Here is a 15,846-nt window from a genome sequence, read left to right as displayed (position 1 = left end):
AACATCGGTTGAAAAGGGTTATCTAAAGGCCGGATAATCGTTTGCCTTTCTGTTTCGCTCCCCCTTTTTTCTGCTGTCCGGGGGAGGCGATAAGGTTGACCACCGTAGTGTATGCGCGGAGTTAAACGTTTGCTTTTTTGCGGCCCCCCTGGCGCTGCGATTCGGTACATGGAGATCGCGTTTAACTGGCAGTGGACGGTCCACCACGCATATCAACGAACGATAAAAATTTTCAGGGGAAGTTTTCTATGTCTACGCCTTCAGCGCGTACCGGCGGCTCATTGGACGCCTGGTTTAAAATTTCGGCGCGCGGCAGCACCGTGCGTCAGGAGATTGTTGCAGGTCTTACTACCTTTCTGGCGATGGTGTACTCCGTCATCGTGGTGCCGGGCATGCTCGGTAAAGCGGGCTTCCCGCCGGCCGCGGTGTTTGTCTCGACCTGTCTGGTAGCGGGCGTTGGCTCGCTGGCGATGGGATTATGGGCGAATCTGCCGATGGCGATCGGTTGCGCTATCTCGTTGACCGCCTTCACCGCCTTCAGCCTGGTGCTGGGGCAGCAGATCAGTATTCCGGTAGCCCTCGGCGCAGTATTCCTGATGGGGGTCCTGTTTACGGTGATCTCGGCAACCGGCATCCGCAGCTGGATCTTGCGTAACCTGCCGCAGGGCGTGGCGCACGGTACCGGGATCGGCATTGGCCTGTTCCTGCTGCTGATCGCCGCCAACGGCGTTGGTCTGGTGATCAAAAACCCGCTGGACGGTTTGCCGGTGGCGTTGGGCAACTTTGACAGTTTCCCGGTGGTGATGTCGCTGATTGGCCTCGCGGTGATCATTGGTCTGGAAAAAATGAAGGTGCCGGGCGGCATTCTGCTGACCATTATCGGCGTGTCGATTGTCGGCCTGATTTTCGATCCCAACGTCCATTTCTCCGGCATTTTCGCTATGCCATCCCTGAGCGATGGCCAGGGTAATTCCCTGATCGGCAGCCTGGATATCGTCGGCGCGCTCAACCCGGTCGTGCTGCCAAGCGTGCTGGCGCTGGTGATGACGGCGGTCTTTGACGCCACCGGTACCATCCGCGCGGTGGCTGGCCAGGCGAACCTGCTGGATAAGGACGGACAGATCATCAACGGCGGTAAAGCGCTGACCACCGACTCCCTGAGCAGCGTCTTCTCCGGTTTAGTCGGGGCGGCGCCGGCGGCGGTTTATATCGAATCGGCGGCGGGTACCGCGGCCGGTGGTAAAACCGGTCTGACCGCGGTGACGGTCGGTGTCCTGTTCCTGCTGATCCTGTTCCTCTCCCCGCTCTCTTATCTGGTGCCGGCCTACGCGACCGCGCCGGCGCTGATGTACGTTGGCCTGCTGATGCTGAGCAACGTGGCGAAAATCGATTTCAATGACTTTGTTGACGCGATGGCTGGCCTGATCACCGCGGTGTTTATCGTGCTGACCTGTAACATCGTGACGGGCATCATGATCGGTTTCGCGACCCTGGTTATTGGCCGTCTGGTCTCCGGCGAGTGGCGCAAACTGAACCTCGGCACGGTGATTATCGCTGTGGCGCTGGTGGTGTTCTACGCCGGCGGCTGGGCGATTTAAACCCTTCGTGCTCCTCACGGGCGGCTCAGGCCGCCCGTTTTATTTTTAAGCCACATCCTGTTTCCATTTGCGTTAATCTGGGTAGCGTATGATTCACAGGCACGACGCCTTACAGGTATAAAAGAAAACGCAGCAAACAGGGAACACATGGAAATATTCTTTACCATCCTCATCATGACCCTTGTGGTCTCACTCTCCGGGGTAGTGACGCGCGTACTGCCCTTTCAGGTTCCACTTCCACTGATGCAAATCGCCATTGGCGCGCTTCTGGCGTGGCCGACCTTTGGTTTGCACGTTGAATTTGATCCAGAGCTGTTTCTGGTACTGTTTATCCCGCCGCTGCTATTCGCCGACGGCTGGAAAACGCCAACCCGCGAATTTATTGAACACGGGCGCGAGATCCTCGGCCTGGCGCTAGCGCTGGTGGTCGTGACGGTGGTCGGCATCGGCTTTCTGATCTACTGGATTGTACCGGGCATTCCGCTGATCCCGGCGTTCGCGCTGGCGGCCGTGCTGTCGCCGACCGACGCCGTGGCGCTTTCGGGCATCGTTGGGGAAGGGCGGATACCGAAGAAAATCATGGGCATTCTGCAGGGGGAGGCGCTAATGAACGACGCCTCCGGCCTGGTCTCGCTCAAGTTTGCCGTCGCGGTGGCGATGGGCACCATGGTCTTTACCGTTGGCGGCGCCACCGTAGAATTTCTGAAGGTGGCGATTGGCGGCGTGCTGGCCGGGTTTGTGGTGAGCTGGTCGTATGGCCGCTCGATGCGCTTCCTCAGCCGCTGGGGCGGGGATGAACCCGCCACGCAGATTGTCCTGCTGTTCCTGCTGCCGTTTGCCTCCTATCTGATTGCCGAACATATCGGTGTCTCCGGCATCCTGGCGGCGGTGGCGGCGGGGATGACCATCACCCGTTCCGGCGTGATGCGCACCGCGCCCTTGGCCATGCGCCTGCGCGCCAACAGCACCTGGGCAATGTTGGAGTTTGTCTTCAACGGCATGGTCTTCCTGTTGTTGGGCCTGCAGCTGCCGGATATCCTCTCCAGTTCGCTGGTGGCGGCGGAGGCCGACCCCAACGTTGAGACCTGGATGCTGTTTACCGACATTATCCTGATCTATGCCGCGCTGATGCTGGTGCGTTTTGGCTGGCTGTGGTCGATGCGTAAGCTCAGTCAGCGCTTCCTGAAGAAGAAGCCGATGGAGTTTGGCTCCTGGACTACGCGCGAGCTGCTGATCTCCTCCGTTGCCGGGGTGCGCGGGGCGATTACCCTCGCCGGTGTGCTCTCCATTCCTCTGCTGCTGCCGGACGGGAATGTCTTTCCGGCGCGCTATGAGCTGATTTTCCTCGCCGCCGGGGTGATCCTGTTCTCGCTGTTCGTCGGGGTGATTGCGCTGCCGATCCTGCTACGTCACATTGAATCGAGCGATAATGTGCAGCAGCGGAAAGAGGAGCGTCTGGCGCGCGCGGCAACGGCTGACGTGGCGATTGTGGCGATCCAGAAGATGGAAGAGCGTCTGGCGGCGGATACCAAAGAGAATATCGATACCCAACTGCTGACCGAAGTCAGTTCGCGGGTGATCGGTAACCTGCGCCGGCGCGCCGATGGGCGTAACGACGTGGAAACCTCTATGCTCGAAGAGAGTCTGGAACGCCGCTTCCGCCTGGCGGCGCTGCGCTCTGAGCGCGGCGAGCTGTATCATCTGCGCGCCACCCGGCAGATCAGTAACGAGACGCTGCAGAAGCTGCTCCACGATCTCGACCTGCTGGAAGCGCTGTTAATCGAAGATCAATAACCTGTAATCCGGATAGCGCGACGCTTATTCGGACTACTGGCGAGACTGCAGTAAATGTGTAGCCCCGGTAAGCGTTAGCGCGACCGGGGGAAACCCGGGCAGCGGCGCAAGCGCCTGACCCGGGCTACCCCTTCCCTTGCGGAACGCGTTGTCACCAGAGAATTATTCCAGCCAGAACGCTTTGCTGCACGTCAGCCAGGCTTCAGCGCTGCGCGACATATATACGCCTTCCCGCCAAATCATCCCCAGCTCCCAACGCAGCTCGCTTTGCAACGGGATCCAGCAAAAATTCTGCCGGTCGAGACGCTGGCAAATCGGCTCCGGCAGGATCGCTACGCCAATGCCCGCCTGCACCATGGCGGCGAGAAAATCCCACTGGCCGCTGCGCACCGCGATACGTGGCTTCACGTCATGCTCGGCAAACAGCCGCATCAGCTGCTGGCTAAGGGCAAATTCCTCGTTGTAGATAACCAGCGGATGCGACGCCAGCTCGGCCGGCGAGAGCGAGGTTTTACCTTCCCACTCCGCGGTCCTTGGCGTCAGGACGCACAGCGGGTGATTGAACAACGGCAGAATGGTGAGGCTGCTATCCTCCTCGACAGGCAGGGCGGTCATCGCCATATCAAGTTCGCCATTGCTGACCGCCTGCTGGACCGTCAGGCCGCCAAACTCGGCGATCTTCAGCTCGACGCCCGGATAGCGCTGGCGGAAGCGACTGATCGGCTCGGCCATCAGCATCCCGACCATCGGCGGAATGCCAAGCCGCAGCACCCCTTTATGCAGGTGGTTGATATCGCTCAGCTCTGACTCCAGCTGGCTGAACTCGCCCAAGATCGCCTGGCCGCGTTCAAAAACGACGCGCCCGGTATCGGTGAGCAGTAGTTTGCGGCCGTCGCGGATCAACAGCGTGCAGTTCAGCTCATCTTCGAGATTCTTGAGCATCTTGCTGATGGTGGGCTGTGTGACAAACAGCTTTTCCGCCGCGCGAGTAAAACTCTGCTGACGAACCACTTCAACGAAATAGCGCAGCGTTCGGATATCCATAATTATTCCCTGAGACTATACCTGCGATGATTTTAATTCATTTCTGTCCGCTTCGGCGGCTCTCTATACTGCTCGCCTGACTTCTTTTTTTCAGGACTATCGCACATGGCCTTCGCGCCAGCTCGCGTTGCCCCCGCCGTGGCGCAACGACTTCAGATCCCGGTACAGGTACTTCTCTACGTCGGGTTATTCATCTTCGCACAATATCTGGTGAACAGGTGGCAGGTACCGCTGCCGGCTAACCTGGTCGGCATGGTGATGCTCCTGCTGCTGATCGTCTGCCGGGTGATACCGGTAAGCTGGGTGCGCGCCGGCGCCCGCTGGCTGCTGGCGGAGATGCTGCTGTTTTTCGTCCCGGCGGTGGTCGCGGTGGTGAACTACGCCCAGCTGTTGATGGTCGATGGTTGGCGGATATTTCTGGTGATTGCCTTAAGCACGCTGATGGTGCTCGGCGCCACCGCCTGGGTCGTTGACAAGGTCTATCGTTACGAAGTGGGCAGGTTAAAAAAATGAGCGATGCCGTGCTGAGTATCCTGTGCCTGGTGGCGACGCTGGTCCTCTATTACGCCAACAAAAAACTGTATCGACGTTTTCATAAACTCCCTCTGATGCCGCTGGTGTTCACGCCGATCCTGCTGGTGCTGATTCTGGTGGTAGGCCATATCTCTTATCAGAGCTATATGGGAGAGACCCACTGGCTGCTGTGGCTGCTGGGCCCGGCGACCATCGCCTTTGCCGTTCCGGTGTATGAAAATGTCGCGGTGATTAAACGCCACTGGATGTCGCTCAGCGCCGGGGTGGTGACGGCGGTAGTGGTGGCTGTCACCAGTTCCGTATGGCTGGCGCGCGGGTTTATGTTGTCTGATGAAATTCAGCGTAGCCTGGCGGTGCGCTCGGTGACCACGCCCTTTGCGCTGGCGGCGGCGAAACCGCTCGGCGGTCAACCCGATTTGGTGGCGCTGTTTGTGGTGATCACCGGCGTGTTTGGCATGGCGGTGGGAGATATGCTGTTCTTACGTCTTGCTATCCGGGAGGGGATGGCGAAAGGAGCCGGGTTCGGCGCGGCTTCCCATGGTGCGGGAACGGCGCGCTCGTATGAGCTGGGCCAGCAGGAGGGCGTGGTGGCCAGCCTGGTGATGATGCTGTCAGGCGTAGTGGTGGTGCTGGCTGCGCCGGTCGTCCGCTGGCTGCTGTTTTAACATTATCGCCAGAGTGAATGTTAATAAATATTGAGGAGAGGAATAGCTATCGGCTATTCCCTGTTTTTGTTATTGATGTATTTAACGGTTCATCATAAAAGATTAAGCCAATTCTTATATCAGCACTGACTTTGTAACTAAATGTTTCTCTGCATGCCCGTATTTAATTGTGGGGTAAATATTATATAAATATCCAATTATCTTTGCGAATTTTATAACTTTATAACTATTTGATTTTTATGGTTTTGAGTATGGCCACTCATGCGTTGCGATGTTATGTCGCAAAAAATCAATTTTTACATTAATAATTGAGTTCTTACCTCATGCTAGTTATTATTTTTACGCGAGCTTGTATTATTGAATGGATTCAAATGCTGGTCGTTTATTTATGAATAATATTAATTGTCATAAACCATATGTCATGTAAATACATGCATGACGCCGCGCTGCTTGAATTTCATTCTCTAATATCGCTGCATAAAGCAATTGACGGACTGATTGTCGTTTATAATGGATATGGGAATAAATATGAAGATGAGTAAAAAATTTCTGGCGGGTGCCCTGATTTTCTCTGCCTGCAGCGCGCTGTCTACCGTTGCGCAGGCTGATAACACCATTACCTTTAATGGTATTGTTTCCGATACCACCTGTACGGCGACCATTGATGGCGGTGTAACGGCTATTGATATGGGCACCACCTCAGTGGCGGATCTGAAAGCGTATACCTTCGGCGCTGCCAAGAACTTCTCCTTTAGCTTAGCTGATTGCCCGACCGCGGAAGAAGGTGGCAACAGTATCGCCCGCGTCACTTTTGGCGGTGTTTCCGATACCGCGAACAGCGATTATTTTAAAAACCAGGCAACTGATGAGCCGGCAACCGGCGTCGCTGTGGCCCTTTTCGACGAAGCGGGCAATGTGATGAAGAATAACGAAGAGGGTTCTGATGTTGATATCTCTTCGGGTGCAGCAACCATTCCGTTCACCGTTAAAATGGTGAAATCGGGTGATGCCGATCCGACGAAAGGTACCGTTCAGACAACCGTGACTTATAACGTGACCTATCATTAATTCGGCTTCTTGTTGAATGGAGAAAGGGGAATCGCCTGCTATTCCCCTTAAATTAAACATATGAGATATCCTTTTTTTGCGATCGGTTTATTGCTGTCTTCTTCCTTCGCGCAGGCCAGCGTGGTCGTTGGCGGTACGCGTCTGGTTTTTGATGGTACGAAAAATAACGCTGTAATAACGGTTGAGAATAAAGATCAGAACAGCAATATCGTTCAGTCCTGGCTCTCGGTGGTTGATGCAGCCTCACCCGCCAAAGACGCATTTATTATTACGCCGCCGCTGTTTCGTCTCAAAGCCGGGGAGAAAGGATTTGTCCGCGTAGTTCGATCAGGAAAGAAATTACCCGACGATCGCGAGTCGATGTTTTGGCTCAATATTAAAGGGATCCCGGCAACAGAATATGTACCTGATAAAAATGTCGTACAGTTTGCGATTAATTCGAAAATAAAATTGATTTATCGACCCGCTGCGTTAAAAGGTAATACACCGGAATCGTACGCTGAAAAATTACAGTGGGGGAAAGAGAGGACGTCGGTGACGGTAAAAAATAACTCACCGCTGTATATGAATTTCTCACAGGTTAGCCTTAACGGTAAAAATATTTCTGGCGCATGGTTTGCTGCCCCGTTTTCCACCTTAAAAATACCCGTGCAGAGTAGCCTGTCGGCGACAGGAAAAAAAGAGATCACATGGAGCGTGATTAATGATTATGGTATGTCAGGGAAGAAATATACCGCTATCATTCAGTAGCGTTGAGCTGCTATTTTCAACTAAAAGTATCTGCGTCGCTATTATTCTGTGCCTAAGTACTCTACCCTCTCGCGCGGAGGCCGGCGAATATTTCAACCCAAATTTACTCGAAGTCGCCGAGAGTCCTGCGGCTTCGGTTGATCTATCCTATTTTTCGCAAGATGGCATACCGCCGGGCACCTATCACCTGGATGTTTACATCAACGATAAGTACGTCAGTTCAGACTCGCTGACTTTTCAGGAAATTAGCCATGACGCAGGCGCGACTGCTTCTCCCTGCCTGTCCGCGGAGTATCTGAATTCATGGTTGATTAATACCACCGCCTATCCGCAGTTGTTCGAGGCAGGGGAAACCTGCGCCCGGCTGTCGGCGATCCCCGGGATGACGTTCTCGGTATCTCTTGCCCAGCAGCGCATTGATTTTACCGTGCCGCAGGCCGCCATGCTGAATCGCCCCAGAGACTATATTCCCGAGAGCCAGTGGCAACAGGGGATCAATGCCGGTCTTCTCAACTATAGCGTCACCGGGCAGCGTAATGCGCCGCGGCATAACGGCGCCACTATCGACAGTCAGTTCGTCAGCCTGCAGCCTGGGCTGAATCTGGGACCATGGCGCCTGCGCAACTACAGCACCTATAGCCACAGCGATAACAACAGCCGCTGGGAGTCGGTTTACTCCTATCTTGCCCGCGATATTCACACCCTACGCAGCCAGCTGGTGGTCGGTAATACGTATACCTCTTCCGGCATTTTCGACAGTTTGAGTTTTACCGGTCTGCAGCTCAGTTCGGACAAAGAGATGCTGCCGGATAGCCTGCATGGCTTTGCGCCGACGATTCGAGGGATCGCGCGCACCACCGCGGAGGTCTCGGTTTATCAGAATGGTTACAGCATTTATAAAACCACCGTTGCTCCCGGCGCCTTTGAAATTAACGATCTGTACGCCACCGGCAGCGCCGGCGACCTGTACGTCAACATTAAAGAGTCTGACGGCAGCGAGCAAAACTTTGTGGTGCCTTTCGCGTCGCTGGCGATCCTGCAACGTGAGGGCCAGCTGGACTATGCGCTGAGCAGCGGCAGGACGCGATCGGGTAGCTCCGACGATAAAGAATATAACTTTATTCAGTCTTCCCTGGCCTATGGCGCCACCAGCAACATCACTCTTTATACTGGTTTCCAGCAGGCGGAAGATAAATATACCAACCTGTTGTTAGGCGCTGGCTTTAACCTCGGTACTATCGGTGCGCTGTCGTTTGATGGCTCTCAGTCGTGGGCCGACGTGAAAACCAGCGATACGGCCTCGTCAACCAGTAAAGAGCAAGGGCAATCGTATCGCGTCCGCTTCAGTAAAAGCTTTCTGCAGACGGGCACCAGCTTTTCCGTGGCCGGTTATCGCTACTCCACCTCGGGATATTATTCGTTTCAGGACTTTGTCGATAACTCTTCCACACAGCGCGACTGCTGTACGCAGAGCGGCAGAACGAAAGGCCGGTTTGACGCATCGTTGTCGCAGACGCTGTTTGGCTATGGTTCGCTCTCGCTTTCGTTGGTCAATGAGACCTACTGGGACAGTTCGCGTATGGAATCGGTGGGCGTGGGCTATAGCGGGTCGATTGGCAAGGCCTCCTACTTTATTAACTATTCCTATAACCGCAATGTGCAAAGCACCGATGACAGCAGCAATAACCGGCCATCCAGCGATACGGTCGTCTCCCTGACGTTAAGTATTCCGCTTGGTGAGACGCTTTCGGCAAATTACACCCTGAACCATGGTCGGCATAACGACACCACGCACAGCGTGGGGCTCAACGGCTCGGCGTTCGAGGATCGTTCCCTGAACTGGAGCGTACTGGAAGGGTACAACACGCAGGATAAAAGCACCTCCGGCAACCTCAGCGTCAACTACCAGGGTTCGAAAGGGGATGTGGCTGGCGGCTATGGCTACGACCGCTACAGCAATCACTACAACTATTCGCTGCGCGGGGGCATGGTCGCCCATGCGGGCGGACTCACGCTATCACGGTTTCTGGGCGAGAGTTCTGCGCTGGTCGAAACGCCTGGCGTCAGCGATGTGACAGTGCGCGGTCAGACAAACGTGACGACGGATGCCGCCGGATATGCGGTGGTGCCTTACGTCCGTCCGTACCATCGTAACAGCCTGGCGCTGGATGAACAGGAAATACCTGGCGCTGAAGTGGATAACGTCGCCAGAACGGTGGTTCCGACGCGCAATGCGATCGTCAAAGTGAAGTACGACACGCGAATTGGCTATAAGGCGATGCTCACCCTGCGTACCCGCAATGGCGTGGTGCCTTTCGGCGCGCTGGTGACCCTCGATAATGATCACGGTAGCGCGTCGCGCAGCAATATCGTTGGCGATGAGGGGCAGGTGTATCTAACGGGGCTGCAGAAAAAAGGCCAGCTGTTAGCGCGCTGGGGGGAGAAAAGCAGTGAGCAGTGCACCGTTCATTATGACTTCTCCGGCATGGCCCTTGGCGACGATATTCTGTTCTATCAGGCAGAATGTCGGTAATGGATGCAGGTTTTCAACATGGAAGAGGGGCTGATATGAATATGCGAGACGGCAGCACAAGGGGCCTCCTGGTGGCCATTTTGCTGCTCTCCCTTCCGGCGCTGGCTTATGAGGGCAGCAGCACGGTCAATTTTAACGTCACGGGCACCATCGAAGCGCCTTCCTGTGAGGTGGCCGTGGAGCCGTCGAACAGTATCGATTTAGGCACCGTCTCCTCGCAGACGTTCTCCGGACATGCCGGGGCGAGCGGCGCCAGCGTGCCGGTTAAGCTGGTCTTTTCCAGCTGTTCCGCCGATGCGTCGGCGGTGACCATCGCGTTTAGCGGCACCAGCTTCGATAGCACCCACGCTTCAATCTATAAAAACTTCCAGACTGGCAGCAACGGTGCCAGCGGCGTCGGTTTGCAGCTGCAGAGCATGGCCGACCAGCAGCCCCTTGGCCCCGGCGACCAGTATCTCTATACCTTTGGGGACGATGCGGATATCCATACCTTTAATATGGTGGCACGTATGTTTTCGCCTTATGGCCAGGTAAGGTCCGGGATGGTCGGGTTTACCGCCACGTTCGATGTGGCCTACAAATAACGTTTCGACAGGGATGGGTATGAAAAAACTGATCTTATTGCTCATATTGGCACTGTGTCCCGTCTATAGCTGGGCGGCCTGCACGGGAACCAACTATGGCGATGTCTCGATGACCAACCTGCCGGAAAAGATCCTGGTCAATGCCGGGAGCTATACCGCAGGGACGGTACTGTATGACTCGGGGAAGATTACGCGCTCGCAAACGGAATTGCTTAACTGTGAGGGGAGCACCTACGCGGTTTTTGCCTGGTCCTCGAACAATGCCGGGGCACTGATAGGGGATAATATCTATGCCACCTCGGTGCAGGGGATCGGTATCCGCGTCAAGGTGTGGCTCAATATCAGCGGTGAATATGGCGATGACACCGATGATTTCAGCCCCGACTCGCAGGTGCATTATATTGGTGATGTGAATTATTACCTCGGAAAGCCGACAGGTCTTTTCGACTCTTTCGCGTCGACTCATTATACCCCGGCGTATCAGCTGCAGCTGGTGGCCACCGGCGGCGCCATCGCCAGCAAGAGTCAATTATCGTTCAGCGACCCGGTGGCCACGGTATCGGCCAAGGATAAAAAGGGGACCATCGCTATTTCACAACTGCACATCAGCGGCACCACCAGCATCCAGCTAATCCCGATGGGGTGTATTGTCGGTAGCAATAATCTCAGTTTTTCCATGGGCAGCATCAATGCCAGTGAGTTTAATACCGCGACGAAGGTGGGTAGCGCGCGGCAGTCTCTGAGCCTCTCCTGCGAGCCGGGAACTAACGTTTCGATGCGTGTGGCGGCTGCTTCTGCAAGCGGGGATAACCCTGACAATACGGTGATGGCCCTCACGGCGGAACAGAATGCCGCCACTGGCGTGGGAGTGCAGTTAAATTTGAATGGCAAAGCACTGCCGTTAAATACCGATATCAGCCTCTATACTTCGAGCCGCGCGACGGTGACCAACAGCGGCGCGGATGCCAGCTACAGCTATTTCACCAACCCCGACAGCCCCGGAGGCGCAGCGGCCATGCAGACGCTCGCCTTATCCACTAACTATTACAGGACGGGGAGCGCGGTGACCGCGGGGACAGCCAACGCCACCGGGGTGATCACCTTTACTTATAACTGAGGGGGAGAATCCCTTCCCCGAACGATGCCGGGGAAGGGAGAGGACGATTAATGCGCCTGGCCGCGTTCGATACCGATCCCGGTTTGTGAACGGATAAACTGGGCGCGGAACTGCTCGCGCTCGCGCATCCCTTCCGGTGAGTTATCGGTGGCGGAGAAGACCCAGATGCCAATGAACGCGATGGCAATGGAGAACAGCGCCGGATATTCATACGGGAACAGCGCTTTCTCATGGCCGAGGATCTGCACCCAAATGGTGGGGCCGAGGATCATCAGAATGACCGCAGTCAGCAGGCCCAGCCAGCCGCCGACCATCGCGCCGCGGGTGGTCAGCTTCGACCAGTACATCGACAGCAGAATAATCGGGAAGTTACAGCTGGCGGCGATGGAGAAGGCCAGGCCGACCATGAAAGCAATATTCTGATTTTCAAACAGAATACCCAGCAGAATGGCCACCACCCCAAGGATCAGCACGGTGATCTTGGAGACCTTCAGCTCCTGACGCTCGGTCGCGCCCTTGCGGAAGACGTTGGCGTACAGGTCGTGCGACACCGCTGACGCGCCGGCGAGGGTCAGGCCCGCCACCACCGCCAGGATAGTGGCGAAGGCTACCGCAGAGATAAAGCCGAGGAACAGGTTGCCGCCAACCGCATCCGCCAGGTGCACCGCCGCCATGTTATTGCCGCCGATAAGCTGTCCGGCCGCGTCTTTAAACGCCGGGTTCGCGCCGACCAGCATGATGGCGCCGAAGCCGATGATAAAGGTCAGGATATAGAAATAGCCCATAAAACCGGTGGCGTAGAAGACGCTTTTACGCGCTTCTTTGGCGTCGCTCACGGTAAAGAAGCGCATCAGAATATGCGGCAGGCCAGCGGTACCGAACATCAGACCCAGACCCAGAGAGAGCGCGGATATCGGATCTTTCACCAGTCCGCCGGGACTCATAATCGCCGCCCCTTTCGGGTGGACCGCCATCGCCTCGGTAAACAGGTTATTGAAGCTGAAGCCGACGTGCTTCATGACCATAAAGGCCATAAAGCTGGCGCCGCACAGCAGCAGAACCGCTTTAATAATCTGCACCCAGGTAGTCGCCAGCATGCCGCCGAACAGGACATAGAGCACCATCAGCACGCCAACCAGCACTACGGCGACATGGTAATTAAGGCCGAACAGCAGCTGGATTAGCTTGCCGGCGCCCACCATCTGGGCAATCAGATACAGGGCCACCACCACCAGCGAACCGCAGGCGGAGAGGGTGCGGATCGGCCCCTGCTTCAGGCGGTAAGAGGCGACATCGGCAAAAGTATAGCGGCCAAGATTGCGCAGACGTTCAGCAATTAGAAACAGGATAATCGGCCAGCCGACGAGAAAGCCCAGCGAGTAGATCAGCCCATCGTAGCCGGAGGTATACACCAGCGCGGAGATACCGAGGAACGACGCCGCTGACATAAAGTCGCCGGCAATCGCCAGCCCGTTCTGGAAGCCGGTAATATTGCCGCCGGCGGTGTAGTAATCGCTGCGCGAACGCACCCGTTTTGAGGCCCAGTAGGTGATGTACAGCGTCAGGGCGACGAAAATCAGGAACATGACAATCGCCTGCCAGTTGGTCGGCTGGCGCTGTACCGCGCCGGTAATAGCGTCTGCGGCGTGGGCGCCGAGGGGCAGCAGCGTGGCGGCGAGCGCCGTCAGGACTCTCTTGATCATGCTTTTACCTCGTTGAGAACGCTTTTGGTCAAACGGTCGAATTCACCGTTAGCTCGCCAGACATAAATACCGGTCAGGATAAACGAAATGACGATCACGCCAATGCCGAGCGGGATCCCGCGGGTGACGCTGGTTCCGGCGTGCAGCGGGGTGCCGAGCCAGCCGGGTGCAAAGGCGATAAGCAAAATAAAGCCCACGTAGATCACTAACATAATCACTGACAGAATGGCGGCAAACCGTTGCCGTGATGCAACTAACTCCCTGAAATGCGAACTATTTTCTATCCGCTGACAAAGTTGTTCATTCATCTTAGCGTCTCCAGAGGTCTCCCTTTCGTCATCCACTCGGCGGACGCTGGCGACAGCAACCCCTCCGGCGACGGAGCCGGGACAGGTGTTGCTGACGGCGTTCCTGCGAGTGAAATCCTGGGGGAGGGACTTATTTTTATCCTCTCCCCGGAAGGGGAGAGGGTGTAGGGAATCGGTCCTTACTTACGATGGCATGGTAATGGCCTGCTTCTCTTCGAGCAGTTTTTCCACGACGCCAGGATCGGCGAGGGTCGAGGTATCGCCGAGGTTGCTGGTGTCGCCTGCGGCAATCTTACGCAGAATGCGGCGCATGATTTTGCCCGAGCGGGTTTTCGGCAGCGAATCGGTCCAGTGCAGCACATCCGGCGTCGCCAGCGGACCGATCTCTTTGCGTACCCAGTTACGCACTTCGGCATACAACTCCGGCGTCGGTTCTTCGCCGTGATTGAGCGTCACGTAGGCATAGATGGCCTGGCCTTTGATGTTATGCGGGATCCCCACCACCGCCGCTTCGGCGATTTTTGGGTGCGACACCAGCGCCGATTCGATCTCGGCGGTCCCCAGACGGTGTCCGGAGACGTTCAGGACGTCATCCACCCGGCCGGTGATCCAGTAATAGCCATCTTCATCACGACGCGCGCCGTCGCCGCTAAAGTACATATTTTTGAAAGTGGAGAAGTAGGTTTGCTCAAAGCGCTCATGGTCGCCGAACAGGGTACGCGCCTGGCCGGGCCAGGAGTCGGCGATGGCGAGGTTGCCTTCGGTGGCGCCATCCAGCGGCAGGCCTTCGTTATCCACCAGCACCGGCTGGACACCGAAGAACGGACGCGTCGCGGAGCCGGCCTTCAGCTCAATCGCGCCCGGCAGCGGAGTGATCATAAAGCCGCCGGTTTCGGTCTGCCACCAGGTGTCCATCACCGGGCACTTCTCGTTACCGATCTTCTTCCAGTACCACTCCCAGGCTTCCGGGTTAATCGGTTCGCCGACCGAGCCAAGAATGCGCAGCGAGGAGCGGTCTGTGCCTTCGATAGCTTTGTCGCCTTCCGCCATCAGGGCGCGAATAGCCGTCGGGGCGGTATAGAGAATGCTGACCTTATGCTTATCGACGACCTGGCACATGCGCGCCGGCGTAGGCCAGTTCGGCACCCCTTCGAACATCAGGGTGGTGGCGCCGCAGGCCAGTGGGCCGTACAGCAGATAGCTATGGCCGGTGACCCAGCCCACGTCGGCGGTGCACCAATAAATATCGCCCGGATGGTAGTCGAAAACGTATTTAAAGGTGGTGGCCGCATAGACCAGATAGCCGCCGGTGGTGTGCAGCACCCCTTTCGGTTTACCGGTGGAGCCGGAGGTATAGAGGATGAACAGCGGATCTTCGGCGTTCATTTCGACGGGCCGGTGTTCGGCGCTGGCGTTTGCAATCAGGTCGCTCCACCACAGATCGCGGCCTTCCTGCCAGTCGATATTGCCGCCGGTGCGTTTCAGGACCACCACGTGCTCAATGCTTTTCACGTTCGGGTTTTTCAGCGCGTCATCGACGTTTTTCTTCAGCGGGATGGCGCGACCGGCGCGCAGCCCTTCGTCAGCGGTGATCACCAGGCGTGAGCTGGAGTCGATAATGCGTCCGGCCACCGCCTCCGGCGAGAAGCCGCCGAAAATGACCGAGTGGATTGCCCCGATGCGGGCGCAGGCCAGCATCGCCACCGCGGCTTCCGGCACCATCGGCATATAGATAGCGACCACGTCGCCTTTTTTAATCCCGAGGTCGAGCAGCACATTGGCGAAACGGCACACGTCGGCATGCAGTTCACGGTAGGTGATGTGCTTGCTTTGGCTGGCGTCGTCGCCTTCCCAGATGATGGCGGTTTGATCGCCGCGTTCGGCGAGGTGGCGGTCGAGACAGTTAGCGGCGAGGTTCAGGGTGCCATCTTCATACCATTTGATGGAAATATTACCCGGTGCGAAGGAGGTGTTCTTTACACGGGTATAGGGCCGCATCCAGTCAAGGATCTTGCCCTGCTCGCCCCAAAATGTATCAGGGTCGGTTATGGATTGTTGGTACTGCGCCTTGTACTGATCCGGGTTAATCAGGCAACGTTCCGCAATATTAGCGGGAATAGGGTGTTTGTGAATTTGGCTCATGGCTTT

At 56.4% G+C, this 15,846-nt stretch carries 13 protein-coding genes; 9 read left to right on the top strand and 4 right to left on the bottom strand.

The annotated features are described in order from the left end of the window. The first annotated feature begins 248 nt into the window (after positions 1 to 248). Together KB892_RS23810 and KB892_RS23805 are read left to right on the top strand one after the other, a co-directional pair. Positions 249 to 1,598, top strand: coding sequence for an NCS2 family permease (locus KB892_RS23810; RefSeq protein ID WP_002885079.1), 1,350 nt, complete (start codon positions 249 to 251; stop codon positions 1,596 to 1,598). Between the two features lie 147 nt (positions 1,599 to 1,745). After that, on the top strand, positions 1,746 to 3,392 hold the full coding sequence (locus KB892_RS23805; RefSeq protein WP_002885082.1) for a Na+/H+ antiporter: 1,647 nt from the start codon (positions 1,746 to 1,748) through the stop codon (positions 3,390 to 3,392). Positions 3,393 to 3,554: 162 nt separating this feature from the next. Here KB892_RS23805 and KB892_RS23800 read toward each other — a convergent pair whose 3' ends face one another. Continuing rightward, positions 3,555 to 4,436 (bottom strand): LysR family transcriptional regulator, encoded by an 882-nt coding sequence (locus KB892_RS23800; protein WP_002885085.1) that lies wholly within the window; start codon positions 4,434 to 4,436, stop codon positions 3,555 to 3,557. Positions 4,437 to 4,541: 105 nt separating this feature from the next. Between KB892_RS23800 and KB892_RS23795 the strand changes: the two genes are divergently transcribed. The 7 genes from KB892_RS23795 to KB892_RS23765 all read left to right on the top strand — a co-directional run bounded on the left by KB892_RS23795 (position 4,542) and on the right by KB892_RS23765 (position 11,687). Next, positions 4,542 to 4,949 carry a CidA/LrgA family protein gene (locus KB892_RS23795; RefSeq protein WP_002885086.1) on the top strand — a complete coding sequence of 136 codons (408 nt, stop codon included), beginning with the start codon at positions 4,542 to 4,544 and terminating at the stop codon, positions 4,947 to 4,949. Then, a complete protein-coding gene (locus KB892_RS23790) occupies positions 4,946 to 5,635 on the top strand; it encodes an LrgB family protein (RefSeq protein ID WP_002885088.1) in 690 nt (229 codons plus the stop codon). Before KB892_RS23795 ends, KB892_RS23790 begins: the two co-directional genes overlap by 4 nt. A 510-nt stretch (positions 5,636 to 6,145) precedes the next feature. Then, the gene (locus KB892_RS23785) at positions 6,146 to 6,703 is read left to right on the top strand and encodes a fimbrial protein (protein ID WP_004192602.1); all 558 of its coding nucleotides are present in this window, start codon (positions 6,146 to 6,148) and stop codon (positions 6,701 to 6,703) included. Positions 6,704 to 6,763: 60 nt separating this feature from the next. Beyond that, on the top strand, positions 6,764 to 7,453 hold the full coding sequence (locus tag KB892_RS23780; RefSeq protein WP_004151735.1) for a fimbrial assembly chaperone: 690 nt from the start codon (positions 6,764 to 6,766) through the stop codon (positions 7,451 to 7,453). Continuing rightward, positions 7,407 to 9,986, top strand: a complete 2,580-nt coding sequence (locus tag KB892_RS23775; protein WP_004167902.1) for a fimbria/pilus outer membrane usher protein — start codon at positions 7,407 to 7,409, stop codon at positions 9,984 to 9,986. The genes KB892_RS23780 and KB892_RS23775 overlap by 47 nt, the downstream gene beginning before the upstream one ends. Positions 9,987 to 10,021: 35 nt before the next feature. After that, the gene (locus tag KB892_RS23770) at positions 10,022 to 10,570 is read left to right on the top strand and encodes a fimbrial protein (RefSeq protein ID WP_004151734.1); all 549 of its coding nucleotides are present in this window, start codon (positions 10,022 to 10,024) and stop codon (positions 10,568 to 10,570) included. 19 nt (positions 10,571 to 10,589) lie between these two features. After that, entirely contained in the window at positions 10,590 to 11,687 is a 1,098-nt protein-coding gene (locus KB892_RS23765; protein ID WP_002885139.1) for a type 1 fimbrial protein, read from the top strand. Between the two features lie 47 nt (positions 11,688 to 11,734). Here the strand turns inward: KB892_RS23765 and actP are convergent, their stop codons facing one another. From actP to acs, 3 genes are all read right to left on the bottom strand, one after another. After that, positions 11,735 to 13,387 carry a cation/acetate symporter ActP gene (gene actP, locus KB892_RS23760; RefSeq protein ID WP_024623073.1) on the bottom strand — a complete coding sequence of 551 codons (1,653 nt, stop codon included), beginning with the start codon at positions 13,385 to 13,387 and terminating at the stop codon, positions 11,735 to 11,737. After that, a complete protein-coding gene (locus KB892_RS23755) occupies positions 13,387 to 13,698 on the bottom strand; it encodes a DUF485 domain-containing protein (RefSeq protein ID WP_002885141.1) in 312 nt (103 codons plus the stop codon). Before KB892_RS23755 ends, actP begins: the two co-directional genes overlap by 1 nt. 183 nt (positions 13,699 to 13,881) lie before the next feature. Beyond that, positions 13,882 to 15,840: an acetate--CoA ligase gene (gene acs, locus KB892_RS23750; protein ID WP_002885145.1), complete on the bottom strand. Its 1,959-nt coding sequence runs from the start codon at positions 15,838 to 15,840 to the stop codon at positions 13,882 to 13,884. Positions 15,841 to 15,846 lie beyond the last annotated feature (6 nt).

The organism is Klebsiella sp. P1927, from assembly GCF_018204675.1.
Lineage (GTDB): Bacteria > Pseudomonadota > Gammaproteobacteria > Enterobacterales > Enterobacteriaceae > Klebsiella > Klebsiella pneumoniae.
The sequence above is the reverse complement of the archived record's forward strand: the minus strand, read 5'-3'. Positions and strand labels throughout refer to the sequence as shown.